The organism is Devosia equisanguinis (assembly GCF_900631955.1).
GTDB lineage: Bacteria > Pseudomonadota > Alphaproteobacteria > Rhizobiales > Devosiaceae > Devosia > Devosia equisanguinis.
Genome location: NZ_UZWD01000073.1, coordinates 1 through 15,664, shown reverse-complemented (window position 1 = coordinate 15,664; position 15,664 = coordinate 1). Strand labels below are relative to the sequence as shown.

General features: G+C 63.7%; 16 protein-coding genes. 10 read left to right on the top strand and 6 right to left on the bottom strand.

The features are described from left to right. Entirely contained in the window at nucleotides 1-1,032 is a 1,032-nt protein-coding gene (locus DEVEQU_RS19525) for a branched-chain amino acid ABC transporter permease (protein ID WP_126152285.1), read from the bottom strand. A 178-nt stretch (nucleotides 1,033-1,210) separates the two neighbouring features. Then, nucleotides 1,211-2,569: a substrate-binding protein gene (locus DEVEQU_RS19520; protein WP_126152284.1), complete on the bottom strand. Its 1,359-nt coding sequence runs from the start codon at nucleotides 2,567-2,569 to the stop codon at nucleotides 1,211-1,213. Nucleotides 2,570-2,759: 190 nt separating this feature from the next. Between DEVEQU_RS19520 and DEVEQU_RS19515 the strand changes: the two genes are divergently transcribed. The 4 genes from DEVEQU_RS19515 (at nucleotide 2,760) to DEVEQU_RS19500 (ending at nucleotide 7,786) form a co-directional block, all read left to right on the top strand. Further along, nucleotides 2,760-4,385, top strand: coding sequence for a helix-turn-helix domain-containing protein (locus DEVEQU_RS19515; protein ID WP_164550491.1), 1,626 nt, complete (start codon nucleotides 2,760-2,762; stop codon nucleotides 4,383-4,385). 82 nt (nucleotides 4,386-4,467) lie between these two features. Beyond that, the gene (locus DEVEQU_RS19510; RefSeq protein ID WP_126152282.1) at nucleotides 4,468-4,842 is read left to right on the top strand and encodes a response regulator transcription factor; all 375 of its coding nucleotides are present in this window, start codon (nucleotides 4,468-4,470) and stop codon (nucleotides 4,840-4,842) included. After that, complete coding sequence (locus tag DEVEQU_RS19505) at nucleotides 4,835-5,077, top strand: hypothetical protein (RefSeq protein WP_126152281.1); 243 nt, start codon at nucleotides 4,835-4,837, stop codon at nucleotides 5,075-5,077. Before DEVEQU_RS19510 ends, DEVEQU_RS19505 begins: the two co-directional genes overlap by 8 nt. Further along, a complete protein-coding gene (locus DEVEQU_RS19500; RefSeq protein WP_126152280.1) occupies nucleotides 5,078-7,786 on the top strand; it encodes a sensor histidine kinase in 2,709 nt (902 codons plus the stop codon). Between the two features lie 138 nt (nucleotides 7,787-7,924). Here DEVEQU_RS19500 and DEVEQU_RS19495 read toward each other — a convergent pair whose 3' ends face one another. Continuing rightward, nucleotides 7,925-8,743 (bottom strand): ion channel, encoded by an 819-nt coding sequence (locus tag DEVEQU_RS19495; RefSeq protein WP_126152279.1) that lies wholly within the window; start codon nucleotides 8,741-8,743, stop codon nucleotides 7,925-7,927. A 76-nt stretch (nucleotides 8,744-8,819) separates the two neighbouring features. Between DEVEQU_RS19495 and DEVEQU_RS19490 the strand changes: the two genes are divergently transcribed. Further along, the gene (locus DEVEQU_RS19490; RefSeq protein ID WP_126152278.1) at nucleotides 8,820-9,320 is read left to right on the top strand and encodes a DUF1993 domain-containing protein; all 501 of its coding nucleotides are present in this window, start codon (nucleotides 8,820-8,822) and stop codon (nucleotides 9,318-9,320) included. Between the two features lie 26 nt (nucleotides 9,321-9,346). Here DEVEQU_RS19490 and DEVEQU_RS19485 read toward each other — a convergent pair whose 3' ends face one another. After that, nucleotides 9,347-10,180 carry a FecR family protein gene (locus DEVEQU_RS19485; RefSeq protein WP_126152277.1) on the bottom strand — a complete coding sequence of 278 codons (834 nt, stop codon included), beginning with the start codon at nucleotides 10,178-10,180 and terminating at the stop codon, nucleotides 9,347-9,349. Nucleotides 10,181-10,369: 189 nt separating this feature from the next. Here DEVEQU_RS19485 and DEVEQU_RS19480 point away from each other — a divergent pair, with 189 nt between their 5' ends. The 4 genes from DEVEQU_RS19480 to DEVEQU_RS19465 all read left to right on the top strand — a co-directional run bounded on the left by DEVEQU_RS19480 (nucleotide 10,370) and on the right by DEVEQU_RS19465 (nucleotide 13,591). Further along, nucleotides 10,370-11,113: a glycosyltransferase family 2 protein gene (locus DEVEQU_RS19480; RefSeq protein ID WP_126152276.1), complete on the top strand. Its 744-nt coding sequence runs from the start codon at nucleotides 10,370-10,372 to the stop codon at nucleotides 11,111-11,113. A 64-nt stretch (nucleotides 11,114-11,177) separates the two neighbouring features. Beyond that, nucleotides 11,178-12,758: a flagellar hook-length control protein FliK gene (locus DEVEQU_RS19475; protein WP_126152275.1), complete on the top strand. Its 1,581-nt coding sequence runs from the start codon at nucleotides 11,178-11,180 to the stop codon at nucleotides 12,756-12,758. Continuing rightward, on the top strand, nucleotides 12,755-13,024 hold the full coding sequence (locus DEVEQU_RS19470; protein ID WP_126152274.1) for an EscU/YscU/HrcU family type III secretion system export apparatus switch protein: 270 nt from the start codon (nucleotides 12,755-12,757) through the stop codon (nucleotides 13,022-13,024). Before DEVEQU_RS19475 ends, DEVEQU_RS19470 begins: the two co-directional genes overlap by 4 nt. A 96-nt stretch (nucleotides 13,025-13,120) precedes the next feature. Next, on the top strand, nucleotides 13,121-13,591 hold the full coding sequence (locus tag DEVEQU_RS19465) for a hypothetical protein (RefSeq protein ID WP_126152273.1): 471 nt from the start codon (nucleotides 13,121-13,123) through the stop codon (nucleotides 13,589-13,591). Nucleotides 13,592-13,983: 392 nt separating this feature from the next. On the opposite strand, the gene DEVEQU_RS19460 is transcribed toward DEVEQU_RS19465, so the two are convergent. Together DEVEQU_RS19460 and DEVEQU_RS19455 are read right to left on the bottom strand one after the other, a co-directional pair. Continuing rightward, the gene (locus DEVEQU_RS19460) at nucleotides 13,984-14,457 is read right to left on the bottom strand and encodes a cell wall hydrolase (RefSeq protein ID WP_386849514.1); all 474 of its coding nucleotides are present in this window, start codon (nucleotides 14,455-14,457) and stop codon (nucleotides 13,984-13,986) included. Nucleotides 14,458-14,552: 95 nt separating this feature from the next. Next, nucleotides 14,553-14,867, bottom strand: a complete 315-nt coding sequence (locus tag DEVEQU_RS19455) for a hypothetical protein (protein WP_126152272.1) — start codon at nucleotides 14,865-14,867, stop codon at nucleotides 14,553-14,555. 145 nt (nucleotides 14,868-15,012) lie between these two features. On the opposite strand from DEVEQU_RS19455, the gene DEVEQU_RS19450 reads away from it, so the two are divergent. Continuing rightward, a complete protein-coding gene (locus DEVEQU_RS19450) occupies nucleotides 15,013-15,336 on the top strand; it encodes a hypothetical protein (protein ID WP_223214298.1) in 324 nt (107 codons plus the stop codon). Nucleotides 15,337-15,664 lie beyond the last annotated feature (328 nt).

Here is a 15,664-nt window from a genome sequence, read left to right as displayed (position 1 = left end):
TCAGGCCTCCATCACGCCGCGCCGACCCATGAGGCCACGCGGACGAACCAGTAGAATGACAACGGCGACGAGATAGATGATGATCTGGTCGATGCCGGGGAAAATGGCCTTCACCTGGTTCATCGAGGCGAATGACTGCAGGATGCCCAGGAGGAAACCTGCGGCGACGGCGCCGGGCAGCGATCCCATGCCACCGACCACGACCACCACGAAGGAGAGAACGAGAAAGTCCATGCCGATGTGATAGTTCGGCGGCAGCAGGGGCGTGTACATGACGCCGGCCACACCGGCCACCACGGCGGCGAGGCCGAACATGATGGTGAAGCGGCGATCGATATTGATGCCGAGCAGGCCCACCGTCTCACGATCCGCCATGCCGGCGCGGACCACCAGGCCGAAGGTGGTGAACTGCAGGAAGGCGAAGACCGCACCGATGACCACGGCGGCAAAGACGAAATAGACCAGGCGCCAGATCGGGTAGGTGATGATGTTGGCCTGCATGCCGAGCCAGGCGCCGATATCGGCGGCACCGCGGAAATCGGTGGGCATGGGTTGCGGCATGGGATTGGGGCCGAAGATCGACTTGATCACTTCCTGGGCCACGATGGCGAGACCGAAGGTGACCAGGATCTGTTCGGCATGAGGGCGCTTGTAGAAGTGCTTTATGATGCCGCGTTCGAGGCCGATGCCGATCACGAGCATGACTGGAATGGTGATGAGGATGGAGAGCGGCACCGAGTAATTAACCAGGACCGCGCCGAAATCGCCGAACCAGGCCTGAACCAGCGGCTCGCGGATTTCCAGCGGCTGCCCCCAGGGGGAGAGCTTTTCGGGGTCGATGGTGACCGTTTCCATGGTGAGGAACATGCGCACGGTGACGGCGCAGAAGGCCCCGAGCATGAAGAGCGCGCCATGGGCGAAATTGACCACGCCCAGCGTGCCGAACACGAGGGTGAGACCAAGGGCGATCAGCGCATAGGCAGCGCCTTTATCGAGCCCGTTGAGAAATTGCAGAAAGATGACTTCGAACATGGGTGGCTCCGTTGTCTTAACCTCTCCCAAGGGGAGAGATCGGCGTGCAACGCCGGGTGAGGGGGCCTTATTGCGATGCGCAGGGAAGGGCCCCTCACCCGACCCAAGAGGGTCGACCTCTCCCCCAGAGGGAGAGGTGTCGTTGCGGCACGTTCAGCGCTCTATGGCTGTCAGCCGATCAGCACACGGGGGCCGGTTCTGCCGGGCCCAGCTCGCCGCCGAAGATCGACGGGTCGTAGGTGGCGCCGTCGCGGTCGACTTCGCGCACCACGTTGAGCACGTCGAATTCGCTGGTCGGGGCTTCATTGCCCTGCACCACGAGAACCGACTTCATGCACTGGTGGTCTTCGGCGCGATACAGCGTGCGACCATTGCCCATGCCGTCGAATTCGTGACCTTCGAGTGCCTTGATGACTTCGGGCGGATAGAAGGTGCCAGCGCGTTCGACCGCATCCGCATAGAGCAGGGTCTGCACATAGGCGGTGTGGGCGGCCTGGGACGGTGGAGAGCCATAGGCGGCGCCGAAGGACTTGGTGAAGGCGATAGAGCCGGGGTCCTGCAGGTTCCAGTGCCAGTTGGAGGTGCCGAAGACACCACGCATGGCTTCGCCGGCGCCCTTGGCCATCAGTTCCGACACCAGCGGGGTGACGATCTGGAACTGCTTGCCATTGGCCTGACGGTCGCGCAGGCCGAACTGCACGGCCTGGGGCAGCGAGTTCACCATGTCGAGGCCGTAGTGATTGAGGATCAGCACGTCGGCGCCGGAATTGAGGATCGGCGTCAGGTACTGGGAATAGTCGGTGGAGCCGAGCGGAGTACGGACCGCCGCGACGGTCTCCCAGCCGAGCTTTTCGGTGGCTTCCTTGATCGACTCTTCCTGGGTCCAGCCCCAGGTGTAGTCGGCGGTGAGGTGATAGGCGCGGCGATCATTGCCGTATTCTTCGCCGAGCACCGGGCCGAGCGCGATGCCGGACTGGTAGGCATTGAAGAAGTGGCGGAAGCCGTAGCGGCGCTTGTCCTTGCCGGTGGTGTCGTTGGAGTGTGTCAGGCCGGCCATGAAGATGATGCCCTTTTCCTGGCACAATCCCTGCACGGCAATGGCTTCGCCCGAGGACGAGCCGCCGGTGATCATGATGGCGCCGTCGCGCTCGATCATGCGGGTGGCGCCGGCGCGGGCCACGTCTGACTTGGTCTGGCTGTCCGAGGACACAAAGCCGACCTTCTTGCCCAGAATGCCATTGCCCTTGAGGGCCGTGGGGGTCAGGACGCCGATGAGGCCGCCGTCGCCTTCGCCATTGAGGTGGGCAATCGCCAGCTCATAGGCCTTCTGTTCGTCGGCGCCTTCTTCGGCGTAGGCGCCGGTCAGCGGCAGGTTGAGGCCGATGGTGACGGTGTCGCCGGTGGGGTTGTTGCAGAAGTTCTCCTGAGCCCAGGCCCCGCGGGTGAAAACCATGGGCGCAATGCCCGTGCCGATAATGCCGGCCATGCCGGTCTGGATAACTCTACGGCGGGTCAGCCCGCGCTTGGAAAGTGTCATTTATCTCCTCCTTATGGCACGGGGCGTCGATACATTGCCGACTGCTCACCGTTCGCCCAGTATTCGACACATTTGCAAACGCAGGCAACATGCCATTGTAAATACAAGGAAAATCTGTCAACTCTTGTTCTGTTTCGTTCGACTTTCTGTTAATTCGTTGACAGGAGGTGATGGCTTCGAGGGGGAAGGCATGCGCGCACCGATCGGATTCCGCATAAGCAACAGGCGGAAATCGCTGAAGATTTCCCAGGCGGCGCTGGCGCGACTGGTGGGGATCTCGCCCAGCTATCTGAACCTGATCGAGAACAATAAGCGTGATGTTGGCGGGGCGTTGTTGCAGCGTGTCGCCCACCATCTCTCGATCGACATCGGCGACCTGACGGGTGAGGCCGAGCAGAAACTGCTGCAGGATCTCGAAGAGGCTTATGCCGATCCGATGGTCGAATCGTTGCCGTTCCGACCCGAGGAGCGGCGCGAACTGGTGGCGCAATATCCAGCCAGCGCCATGGCGCTGTCGCGGCTGCATCGGGCCTATACGTCCGCCCAAAGCAGCGCCGATGCCTATGCCGACCGGCTGCGCTCCGATCCGCTGCTGGCGCAATTGCTGCACCAGATCCTTTCAGGGATTACCGCCATTCGCTCGAGCGCCGAAATCCTTGAGGACGTGCCTGATCTCGACGATGCCGAGCGGCGGCGTTTTCTGGGGGCGATCAGCCGCGAAACGCGCGGACTGAGCGAGGTGGCGCGAAGCCTGATCGGGCAGTTCGACAATGCCAGTGCCGACCGTCGCACCGTTTCGCCGGCGCGGGAGCTGGATGACCTGATCATCGAGCGCTCCAATCATTTTCCCGAACTGGAGGATGTGGCGCAGCACCTGCGCAGCGAGATCGAGCGGCAAGCCCCGTTCGGGGTGGCGGCGTTGACCGACATGCTGGCGCAACGGTTTGGCGTGCGGGTAGAGATCGGCGGGGAATTGCGCGAGGACGGCGTGCTGTTTCCCGGACAGTATCGGTTCTTCCCCGCCGAGGCGGTGATGTGGTTCCAGGGCGCGACCACGCTGGCCACGCGGCAGTTCCAGCTGGCGCGGCTCTATGGCGAACTCGCTGCCCCCGAGGCCATAGCTGCGGTGTTGGCGGAGGTGGCGCCGTCTTCGGAACTGGCGCTGCAACTGACGCGGCGGGCATTGGGCTCGTATCTGGCGGGGGCCATGGTCTTTCCCTATTCGCGCGTGCTCGCAGATGCCGAGGCCAATGCCTATGACGTCGACAATCTGCGACAGATCTATCACGCCAGCTATGAACAGGTGGCGCACCGGCTGGTGACTTTGCGCCGTCCTGGCGAAGAGGGGGTGCCGTTCGGCTTCCTGCGGTCCGATCCCTCGGGCCGGCTGACCAAGCATTTCCCGCTGCCGGGGCTGCTGCTGCCCAATGCCGGGCATGCCTGTCCGCTCTGGGCCATTTATGGGGCCTTTCGCACGCCGGATATGCCGCTGCGGCAGGTGGTGCGATTCTCCGATGGCTCGCGCTATCTGTTCGTGGCGCGCACGGTGCAGCGGCGGGTGGCGGCGTTTCGGGAGCCGCCGGTGACAGCCTCGATCATGCTGGCCTGCGACGTGCTCCATGCCGACCGGACGGTCTATGCGCAGGGGCTGGACCTGACCGACCAGCAGGCCGATGTGCTGGTGGGACCCAGCTGCAGGCTCTGTCCGCGGCTCGATTGTGCCAGCCGCCAGGAAGAGGTGGTCGCATCCGGACCCGGGCGTCCGGCCTGGCGGGCGCCGCTGGTGCCGCGGGCTCCACATCTGGATCGGGATTAGCGCTTGGCGTTTTCAATCGATTGCGGTTTATTGACACGGCGGGCGGAGGGGAGACCACCTGCGAAACGGTCTGGGGGGGACATTGGCCATCGACATATTGGTTGCCGAGGACGAGCCGAGCATTCTGGAGTCGCTCGACTTCATCCTGCGCCGAGCGGGATGGACAATTGCGTCCGTGACCGACGGGGACGCGGTGCTGGAAGGGGTGCGACGGCTGAGGCCGCGCATGCTGGTGCTCGACGTGATGTTGCCCCGACGCAGCGGCTTCGATGTACTCAAGCAATTGCGCGCCGATGTCGATACCAGGGCGCTGCCGGTGCTGATCCTCACTGCCAAGGGCCAACAGCAGGACCGGCGTATTGCCGAGGAGCTGGGAGCGGACGGCTTCGTCACCAAGCCCTATGCCAATGCCGAAGTGGTCGGGGCGGTCCGCAAGCTGCTGGATGAAAATGGCTGACAGGCGCCGGGTCGTCGGCGGCATGTTCATGCTCACGGGGTTGGGCCTGGTGCTGCTGGTGCCGCCTGTGGTGACGCTGTTCAACCACGATATCAGCATCATGGGCATGCCGCAGATCGTGGTCTATCTGTTCGGTGTCTGGGTGCTGCTGATCGTGGGGACGGTGGTGCTGACGCGGTATCTGACGCCGGACACGCCCGATATTGCCGAGCGGCAGGACGAGGGCGACGGCTAGATGTTGTCGGCTGATTTCGTCATCGCCACCTCGATCGTCTATGTCGGCCTATTGTTCGTGCTCGCCTATTTCGGCGACCGGCGAGCCAAGGCCAACAAGCGCAGCTGGCTCAATTCGCCGACGGTCTATACGCTGTCGATCTCGGTCTATTGCACCAGCTGGACCTTTTACGGTGCCGTGGGCAATGCGGCGCGTAGTGGTTTGGAATTCCTCACGATCTACCTGGGGCCGACACTGGTTTTCGTCGGCTGGTATTTCCTTTTGCGGCGGCTGGTGCGGATCAGCCATCTGCATCGCATCACCTCTGTGGCCGATCTTCTATCATCGCGCTTCGGCAAGTCGAGCCGGCTGGGGGTGCTGGTCACCTGCATCGCGGTGATCGGCATTGCGCCCTATATCGCGCTGCAGCTCAAGGCGGTGACCTCGTCGATCCAGGCGGTGGCAGGGGCGTCGGAATTCGGGCGGGGGAGTCTCACCGGTATCGACGATGTGGGGCTGGCGCTAGGGGTGGCCGCGGCCATGGCGCTGTTCACCATCCTGTTCGGCACCCGCCATGTCGATGCCAAGGAGCAGCATCACGGCGTGGTGGCAGCCATTGCTTTCGAGGCGGTGGTGAAGCTGGCAGCGCTGGTGGCGGTGGGGGTGTTCGTCGTCTATCTGGCGGGGGGCATCGAGCAGATCTTCACCCAGGCAGCCGAAAAGGGCATCGCCTTCGACACCTCCACCAGTTTCGACAGCCGCTGGATCACCACGCTGGTGCTGTCCATTGCCGCCATCATCTGCCTGCCGCGCCAGTTTCAGGTGACGGTGGTCGAGAACTCCGACGAGAACCATCTGCGCGTCGCCGGCTGGGCCTTTCCGGCCTATATGATGCTGATGAGCATCTTCATCATCCCCATCGCCATCTATGGGCTGACGGTGATGCCGGCGGGGTCGAATCCCGACATGTTCGCGCTGACACTGCCGCTTTCAGCCGGACAAAATGCGTTGGCTTTGTTTGCCTTTATCGGCGGTTTCTCATCTGCAACATCAATGATCATCCTGGAATCCATCGCGCTGTCGATCATGGTGTCCAACCATATCATGATGCCGCTGGTGCTGAAATTCAGCGCCGGTTCGCAGGGTGGCGACGGGCAGGGGATGAGCAGCGTGCTTTTGGTGGCGCGGCGCTTCGCCATCGTCCTGATCCTGTCGCTGGGATTCTTCTATTTTCTCTTCACCCGCGATTCCGACGCGCTGGCGCCGATCGGACTGATCTCCTTTACTGCCATCGCGCAATTCCTGCCTGCGCTTCTGGCGGCGATCTTCTGGCGCGATGCCTCGCTCAAGGCGGTGACCACAGCGATCCTGGTCGGCTTCGTGTTCTGGGCCTGGAGCTGTTTTCTGCCGTCGCTGGAATCGGTGTCGCCGGCGGTATCGGCGCTGGTGGCTGAAGGGCCCTGGGGTATCAGCTGGCTGCGGCCGGAGGCGATGTTCGGGCTGGATGGCTGGGACCCACTGGCGCATGCCGCGTTCTGGAGCCTGTCGGCCAATGTGCTGATCCTGACGCTGGGCTCGCTGCTGACGCGGCCGTCAGCGCTGGAGCGCATCCAGGCGACGGCCTTTGTCGATGTGTTTCGTCGGCACGGCCTGCCGCAGCGCAATTTCATCGCCGGCTCGACCACCGCCAATGACCTGTTCTTCGTGGCCGAGCGGGTATTGGGCGAGCGGCGGGCGGCGGCCTTGTTCGAGACGGAGGCGCGCGATACCGGCGTCGATCCGGCATTGCTGGAGCCGACGCCGGAATTCATCGGGCGGCTGGAGCGAGAGTTGGCGGGCTCGATCGGCGCATCCTCGGCGCATGTGATGCTGTCGAAAGTGGTGGCCGGCGGCGACGTCTCTCTCGAAGAGATGATGCAGATGGCCGACGAGACCCAGCAGGTGATCGAATATTCTCAGCAGCTGGAAAAGACCTCGGCCGAATTGCGGGTGACAGCGCAAAAGCTCGAGGATGCCAATGCGCAATTGCGCGAACTCGACAGCCAGAAGGACGAGTTTCTAAGCCAGGTAAGCCACGAGGTGCGCACGCCGATGACCTCGATCCGCTCATTTTCTGAAATCCTGCTGGAAACCGGCGAGCTGGAGGAAAGCCAGCGCCAGCGTTTTGTCAAAACGATCCATCAGGAAAGCCTGCGGCTCACAAAACTGCTCGACGAAATTCTCGACCTGAGTGCGCTGGAGCGGGGCGAACGCTCCTGGCAGAACGTGCCGGTGGATGCTGAGGAGGCCCTGACCCGGGCCCTCAGCGTCTGCGACGCGCTGTTGCGGCAGCGCGGCATGCGGGTGGAGATGGGCGAGCGGGCCAGCACCACGATGGTGCAGGGCGATGCCGATCGGCTGTGCCAGGTGTTCATCAATCTGGTGTCCAACGCGGTCAAATATAACGAGGCGGAGGAGCCGGTGGTGCGCGTGAGCTCGACGGTGCGCTCGGGCAGTTATGTGGTCGAGATCGCCGATAACGGGCCGGGAATTTCCAAGCGCAACCGCAAGATGGTGTTCGAAAAATTCTGGCGGGGGGTCGAGGGTGCGGGCGATCAGGGCGGCGCCGGGCTGGGGCTCGCGATCAGCCGGCAGATCGTCACCCGGATGAATGGCACGTTGGAGCTGGTGCCAGGACCGCTGCCAGGGGCGTGTTTCCGGGTGAGATTGCCGGTGAACCGGCAGGGGTGATGGCCGAGCGACTTTAGCCTTGTTATGGCGGAGGGGGCGCAAGTGTGGGGCCCTCGGGTCTTCGCCCGAGGGTGGCATCGTTCCTGTCAGATTTGGGTGCCTCTCGGGGGGCATGGTGCTCAGCGGGTATCGACCGGCCTAGTCCTCGCCGTGATCGGGGATGTTGAGGACGTGGCCGCAGGCCTTGCAGTGGACTGCGTCGGGGTCGTGCTTGGTGAGGCCGCATTGCGGGCAGGGGAACACCACCTTGGCGGGGCGAAAGATCAGCTGTGCCAGGCGGACGAAGAGCGAAATGCCGATGATCATGATGATGATCGACACCAGCTTGCCGAAGGTGCCGGGGAGGGTGATGTCGCCGAAGCCGGTGGTCGTCATGGTGGCGACGGTGAAGTAAAGCGCGTCGACATAGCCCGAAATGCCGGCATCGCGGTGAGCGAAGGCGGTGTAGACGAAGCCGGTGACCACGAAGAGAAAGACCAGAAGGTTGATGACCGCCTGGATGGTTTCCTGATAGCCGCCAAAACCGCGCTTGCGCAGTGGCCGCCAGATGGCGCCGGATCGGGTGAGCGTCCAGAGGCGGAGTACGCGCAGAAAGCCGAGATTGAGCAGCCAGGTCGGGGCCAGAAGTGTCGCGAGGATAAAGATGTCGATGATGACAGGCAGTTGCTTCAGCCACCGGCGTACATCGGTGGAGGCAAGGGCGCGGGCCACCAGATCGGCGGCAAGCAGGGCGGCGATCGAATAGTCGATCCACAGGAAGCTCTCACTGTCGCGCAGCAGTGGGGCGGCGACGAAGAAGGCGATGATCGACAGATCGACCACCAGCACTGCAGCCTGAAAGCGCTGCGCTTTGGGTGATTGGCCATGATAGAGCAGGCGCAGCGTCGAGCGCAGCCGCGCAAAGGCGGTGCTATTTGCTTTATCGTCGTCTGGCGATGGTTTAGTGCTGTTCGCCATCACGTGGTTCCTCGAGTCGCCTCTGCCCGGCGCTTGCAGATGGGACCATCCTGCCCCCACATTCAAGGAGTGTTCGATGGGTGTGTCGATTTACGATGTGACCGTACCGGTGTTCACCCGCATGCTGAACAACCTCCTTGTGTTCATGGACAAGGCGGAAGCGGACGCCGAAGCCCGCAAATATGCGGCGGAAACGCTGGTCAATGACCGATTGGCGCCTGACATGATCCCGTTCCGCGGCCAGGTGATGATCGCCACCGATCACGTCAAGGGCTGTGTGAGCCGGCTGGCCGGCAAGCCGGTGCCGTCCTGGCCGGACGAGGAGAAGACGTTTGAGGAACTGCGCGCCCGCGTGCGCAAGGCACTCGACCTCTTGGCCGCAGTGACGCGCGAAGAGTTGGACGGTTCGGAAAGCCGCCAGATCACCATCAAGCTGGGTGGCAACGACGTGACCATGCCCGGGCTCGATTATGTGACGCTGCGCGCCATGCCGAACTTTTATTTCCACATCACCACAGCCTACGCCATTCTCCGCCACAATGGCGTGCCGCTGGGTAAGCGCGACTTTATCGGCTGAGTTGCAAGGGGCGCCGCGCGGACCTGCTAGGGAGTGGTAGTTGGCGTGGTGTTGCCGGAGGTCACGTTTCCGCTGTTGGAATTGCCGCCGAAGGTTGGCGTCGTGGTGGTGAAGTTTCCTCCGCTGGTCGGGGGCGTGGTATTGCCCGAGGGAGGATTGCCGCTGGACGGCGAACTCAGGCTGTCGGTGGATGGCGGCGGCGGCGGGGTCAGACAGGACTGGGCCCCGGCGACCCGGAAGGCCTGTAGGAGTGGGCGCTGGATATTGGCCAGCGGGAAATTGCGCACCAGATTGGCGCGGGCGCTATCCCGCCAGGTCACGAGGGCGCTGCTGCTGGAATCGGCGACGCCGTAGTCGCAGCGATCGGTCAACTCCACGCATTGGCGGCCGCTGCACAATTGTAGTCCGCCCTCATAGAGCAGCACCTGGGTGGAACCGCGCTGCACGGTGATGTCGAACTTGGTGCCGCGCACGGCAATCGAGGCGGTCGGCGTATTGATCGAATAGGCGGATTTCGGGCTGTTGCCGGAAATGAAGCGGAAGGTGCCGGCGAGGGCGTTGACCGCGAATTTGTCGGCGCGGTTGCCATTGAGCAGATAGCTCTGGATCTCGAGCGAACTGCCGGGGCCGACCACAAGGCGCGTCTGGTCCTGGAATAGGATCTGCACGCGGCCCGAGGCGCCGGTGACCACACGGTCGCCCACCGATATGTCGGCGCCAACCACCAGCACGCGATCGCTGGAGCCGCGGCGCGCTACGGCATCGGGATCGACCCCCACCGCCGAGCCTTCAGCAGCGGCCAGGCTTGGTCCGGTCAGCAAGGTGGTCAGCAGGGCGGCGAAAGCAAGTTTCTTGATCATGGCAGACCTGTCCCGAGGGGCGAGCGATGGCTGGTTGAGACACTATAAGCTGCCGAGCAATCTAGCAGAACTGTGTGCACCAGGAAAAGCGGGAGACGAAACGGGCCTGCAGAGCGGTTGCCGGACGCTTGGCGTCGCGCTATGTGCAGGCTGTCTTGCATCGTCGGCCTGTCCGACAGAAGGGGCCCAATGAAGCTCGCCTTTGTCATTCCCGCCTATAATGAAGAAGCTTTGATCGGCAAGTGTCTTGCCTCCGTGCTGGCGGAAATCAAGCGGTCGGGATGCGATGCCGATGTCATCGTGGTCAATAATGCCTCAACCGACCGCACCGGCGAAATCGCGCGCAGCTTTCCCGGCGTGACCGTGGTGGACGAGCCGAAAAAGGGCCTGGTCAATGCTCGTGATGCCGGCTTTGCCGCCAGCGCAGGCTATGAGCTGGTGGCCAATATCGATAGCGACACCATCGTGCCGGAGGGTTGGCTCGATGTGGTGATGCGCGAATTCGCCAAGGATCCCAAGCTGGTCTGCCTTAGCGGTCCCTATGTCTACTACGACATGGGCGGGTTCAATCGCTTCTTGATCGACATGTTCTATGGGCTGACCTATCTCATCTACCTGCTCAACCGCTTCGTGCTGCGGGTGGGGTCGGTGGTGCAGGGCGGCAATTTCGTGTTCAAGCGCGAGGCCTGGGCCTCGGTGGGCGGGTATGATCGCTCGATCGACTTTTTCGGCGAGGACACGGACGTTGCCGTGCGCCTGTCCAAGGTCGGCGGGGTCAAGTGGACCTATGCGCTCAAGATGAAGACCTCGGGCCGCCGGCTGGAGCAGGAAGGCGTGTTCCGCACGGCAGGCACTTATACGCTGAACTTCCTCTGGGTGACCTTCAGGGGCAAGCCGATCACCAAGAAGTCGACCGATATTCGCCCAAGCTGACGCTTCTCCGCTTTTGCTGTAGGCTGACGCTGAGCCGCGCGATGCGGCTGGAGTCGGCCGGCAGATGAGCATTTCGACCCAGCTTCCGCCCATTCCCGCCAACCAGGCTTCCAGCCTGGTGCGTGCGCTCGAACACGCACCGGGGCAGGTGATCGAGGCGCGGGTGGTCGGCCAGCTGGGCAATGGCACGACGCAGGTGCAGATCGGCCAGCAGACCCTGGCGTTGGCCTTGCCGACGCTGCAGGCGCCGGGGACGGTGCTGACGCTGGGCGTGCAGCAGGCCAATGGGCAGACGCAGCTGACGCTGATGGCGGTGAAAGCGCCTGAAATTCCGCAGGTTTTTGCGCAAAGTGCGCAGTCGCCTGTTCCGGCAACGACGGTGCAGCTATCGGCGGCGGCGCTGGGGCAGACGAATGGTCCGCCGGTGGCGGGCACGGTGTCTGGCGCGGCAATCACCGGGTCAGCAGGCGTTAGTGGCGGGGGGCTAGCTGGGGTTCAAACGGGAATGGCGGCTGGCGCAGGTCCGGTGCTCGCGCCCCAAGGCAATGCGAATATGCCAGCGCCTGCAGTGCCTTATGCGAGTGCGCCCGCGTCTATGGCGGCGGGCGCAGGTCCTTTGCCGGGGCCGGTGACCGGCGCGAACGCGGCTGGTGCGCTCGGCCAGCAGATGGCATCGGCGGGGGCGGGGTTGGCAGGTGCAGCGGGGGCGACCACGGGGTCAACTGCCGCTGTGCCGCAGGCGACGAGCCCGCAAGCGGCGGTGCTGCAGATGGTGCATCAGGCGGTGCCGCGGCAGAACAGCGTTGTCGGCCTCACCACCATGCTGGCGGCGGTGGCGGGGGCTATGGCCCTGCCGGAGCCGGTGGCCAAGGCGGTGCAACAGGTGTTGGCGCAACGACTTTCACTGGATGGACAACAGTTTAACGGGCAGGCGCTGAAGAGTGCGGTGAACAATTCCGGGATTTTTCAGGAGGCCAAGCTGGGCGCCGGGCGGGCGGGGGCTGCAGGCGGTGACCTCAAGACGGCGCTGCTGGGATTGCGGCAGAGCCTGGGGCAATGGCTGGGGGCGCAGGCGCCGCTGGAACAGGTGGCCAGCTTGCCGCCACCGCTGCGCGGGCTGGTGCCGCGCGCCCGGGCGGGCGATGCGATGCCCGGGGAAATTCCTGAGGAACCAGAACAGCTTGGACGCATATTGCAGGAGCGGACGGAGGCGGCTTTGTCGCGGGTGCGCCTGCATCAGGCGGCGTCGCTGCCGGATCCGGCTGATCGTCCGGGCGTGCAGTGGAGCATGGACCTGCCGGTGATGGTGGCGGGGCAGCAGGTGCTGTTGCATCTGCACATTCATGGTGATCCCCAGGACGGTGCAGAACGGGCCGAGGATCGCGGCTGGCAGCTGCGCTTTGCCATCAATCTGCCAGAGGCGGGCGAAGTGGGCGCGCAGGTCACCCTGCGGCACAAGATCAGCGGCGTTCTGTTGTGGGCTGACGATGCCGAGACCGCTCAGAGCCTCGCGCGACATATTGACAACTTGAAGCAAGCGCTTGAATCCGTTGGCCTTGTTGCCGGATCGGTCATCGTCAAAACCGGCGCGCCAGTGGCGCCGCAACCGCCGCAATCCGGGCATTTCGTGGATGCGGTGCGATGAGCGAAGACCAGGCAAAACGGCCGCTGGCGGTGGCGCTGCACTATGAAAAAGGGTCGCGCGAAGCGCCGCGGGTGGTGGCCAAGGGGCGGGGGCTGGTGGCCGAGAGGATCGTGGCGCTGGCCGAGGAAAACGGCGTGGTGATCGAAAGCAATCCGGTGCTGGCGGAGGCGCTCAGCGGGGTGGAGCTGGACGACACCATCCCGGTCGAGCTGTTCGACGCGGTGGCCGTGGTGATCGGCTATGTGTTGCGGCAGAGCCGAAGATGACCGTGATATGAACGCTTTCTGAACGCTGGCGCCAGCGGCGGTTCAAACCAGGCATGGCAAAACCCTCACAGAGCAACGCCAATGAGGGACATGGCCATGCATACACTTCGTCACCGCCGCGCATTCATCCGCAACGCCGCCGTCGTCGCCGGCATCGCCATCGTGGCGGTGTTGCTCGGCGTGCCGGCCAAGGCCTTCGAGCTTCAGGACATGTATGCCAATGACGAAGGGCAGGTGGAATTCGTGCTGCCCTCGGGTAATATCGGCTGCATCTATACGCCCGAGGGTGGAACCAGTTTTTACGAAACCTGGGATGGCCTGGCGGAGATCCAGTGCGATAGGGTGCAGCCGCATTATGTGCGCGCCGTTCTGGGCGGGCAGGACGAGGCGGTTATTCTCGATGATGTCGGCGACCCCGGCTGTTGCGGCGCCGAGCAGGTTTTTCATTACGACCATGTGGTTGAACTGGGCCCGTTCCAATGCCTGTCGACGCGCAAGGGGCTGACCTGCGCACGCGAGGATGGCCACGGATTTTTCCTGAGCCGGGCTTCGGTTGAGGCGCGGTGAGGCGAGGAACCGGAAAACGACCTGGTCCAAGAGGGGTGGTGTCGGGTTTTCAGGCATGGCGGGGGATCAAGCGCCGACCCCCACCCGGCCTCCCCCTGTAGGAGGGGGAGGAGCCGCATCGTTCTTGGGATGAGATGGTGCTAAAACCGCCGACCTGTCTGCCGCGCCTTTGCGGGCAGGACTATCGCATTGGGTGTTGGCGTGCTTCCTGACATACGCCGTTCAGCCCTCGGGCTTAACCCAAGGGCCAGTCGCCCAGATCACCAGTACCATGTGGTGGCTCTCTGACAGGCCCTCGGGTCAAGCCCGAGGGCGGCATCGTATGCGTTGCATCTGGCGTGCCGGGACGCGCCAGGAAAGCACTCAGGGAGAGCGTGGCGCCGAGCGCCGTCCTAGCGGACGGTGCGCTTTTCGTAGAACTCGTTGCCGCCGGCTTCGAGGACGTAGAACATGTTGTTGTAGGGGAAGCGCAGGCCGGCAGTGTGGAAGTGCTGGGCGTTCTGGACGCCGGGGTGGCGCTGGCCACGCAGCACCTGGTCAGCGACCTGGGACGCAAGAATAGCGCCGCTATCGGTCATCGGCTTGGTCAGCACGCCCTGGGCGAACTGGTTTTTCTGGCCGACGACTTCGCAGACCGATTTGGGATAGCGCGGATCGCCCAGGCGGTTCATCACCACCGTTCCCACCGCCAACATGCCTTCTGAGCTGGAGCGGTTGGATTCGAAATACATGGCCCGCATCATGCATTCCTTCTCGCTCATGCGATTGAAGGCGAAGTTCATGCCGAACAGCGAGCAGCCGCCGAGGCTGGTGGCCATTATGCCGAGAGCGAGGAAGCGCAGGGCTAAGGGCGCAAGGCGGGTCATGATGGCGGCACTCCGGGCTGCGGCTTTTTTGCCGCTCAGCCCGAAAATGCGCCGTCAGGCTTAAAGAAGGCCTGACCCGAATGGTTAAATTTGCCTTAGCGGCGGCTGAGCAGGTGAGCGAGCAGGAGAGCGGTGCCGACGAGGGCAATGGTAGGGACAGGGTCACGGCGGACAGCTTCGGCGCCCTTGATGGCCTGACGGCTGGCCACACCAGCCAGATGGGCGCCTCGGCGAGCGGCCTCGCGGCCAAATTCAACGGCGACCTCGCCGACATCGTCGGCCGTGTCACCGGCCCGGCTCGCGACCTGGCGGCTGACGCGGCGGATATCGCGGCGCAGGGTGTCGAGCTGGTCGGCCATGGCATCCATGGGGGTCTGGCGGCGGGGTGCAAAGAGATCGATTAGGGACATAGGACGCTCCGTGTTTGATGCAGAAACGGCATTTGGCAGCGGAGGGTTCCCGGACTTGTGCATGGCCCCTTGATCTGGCGCGCGGCGTCGCCATCTACCAACCATGACTGCCCCATTGGCAGGTGCAGCCTGGAGGAATGCTGAAGTGAGCAAGAGCGGCCAACGCCTCAATCGACTGTTTGACCGGCTGGAGCGCCGTGTGCCGAGAACCGCCGCCGGATGGCTGGCCAATGTGCGCCGGCCCGAGGCCCGCTGGGTCCGCATTCCGCTCGGCATACTGCTCGTACTGGGCGGCATTTTCAGCTTTCTGCCGGTGCTCGGCATCTGGATGCTGCCGTTGGGGCTGCTGCTGCTGGCGCTTGACCTGATCTTCCTGCAGGGACCGGTGAACATGGCCATTTTGCGCGGGAGCCGCAAATGGACCACCTGGCAACGGTCGCGCCGCGACAAGAAGAACGGCCAGGTTTAGCGGCTAAAGCGTTTTGTGTTTTTTTAGATGGGGCGCCATCGTGCCTCACGCCTGATGGAGGGGGGGCTGAACCTGCAGCACCCCCACCTAGCCTCCCCCTGTAGAAGGGGGAGGGAGCGCAGGAGCCTAAGCCTAAGCGCCTCCCAACGCGCTCTAACTGAACAAATCCCTCAAGGGGCAGGGCTATCGCATATGGCGAATTGGCACCGGGCTCTCATCCCCCACCCCAACTCTCCCCGCAAGGGGAGGGAGACGGACCGGTTCTTTTGACCCACTATTGCCCAGAACGCGATGCGGCTCCTCCCCCTTCTTCAGGGGGAGGTTGGGA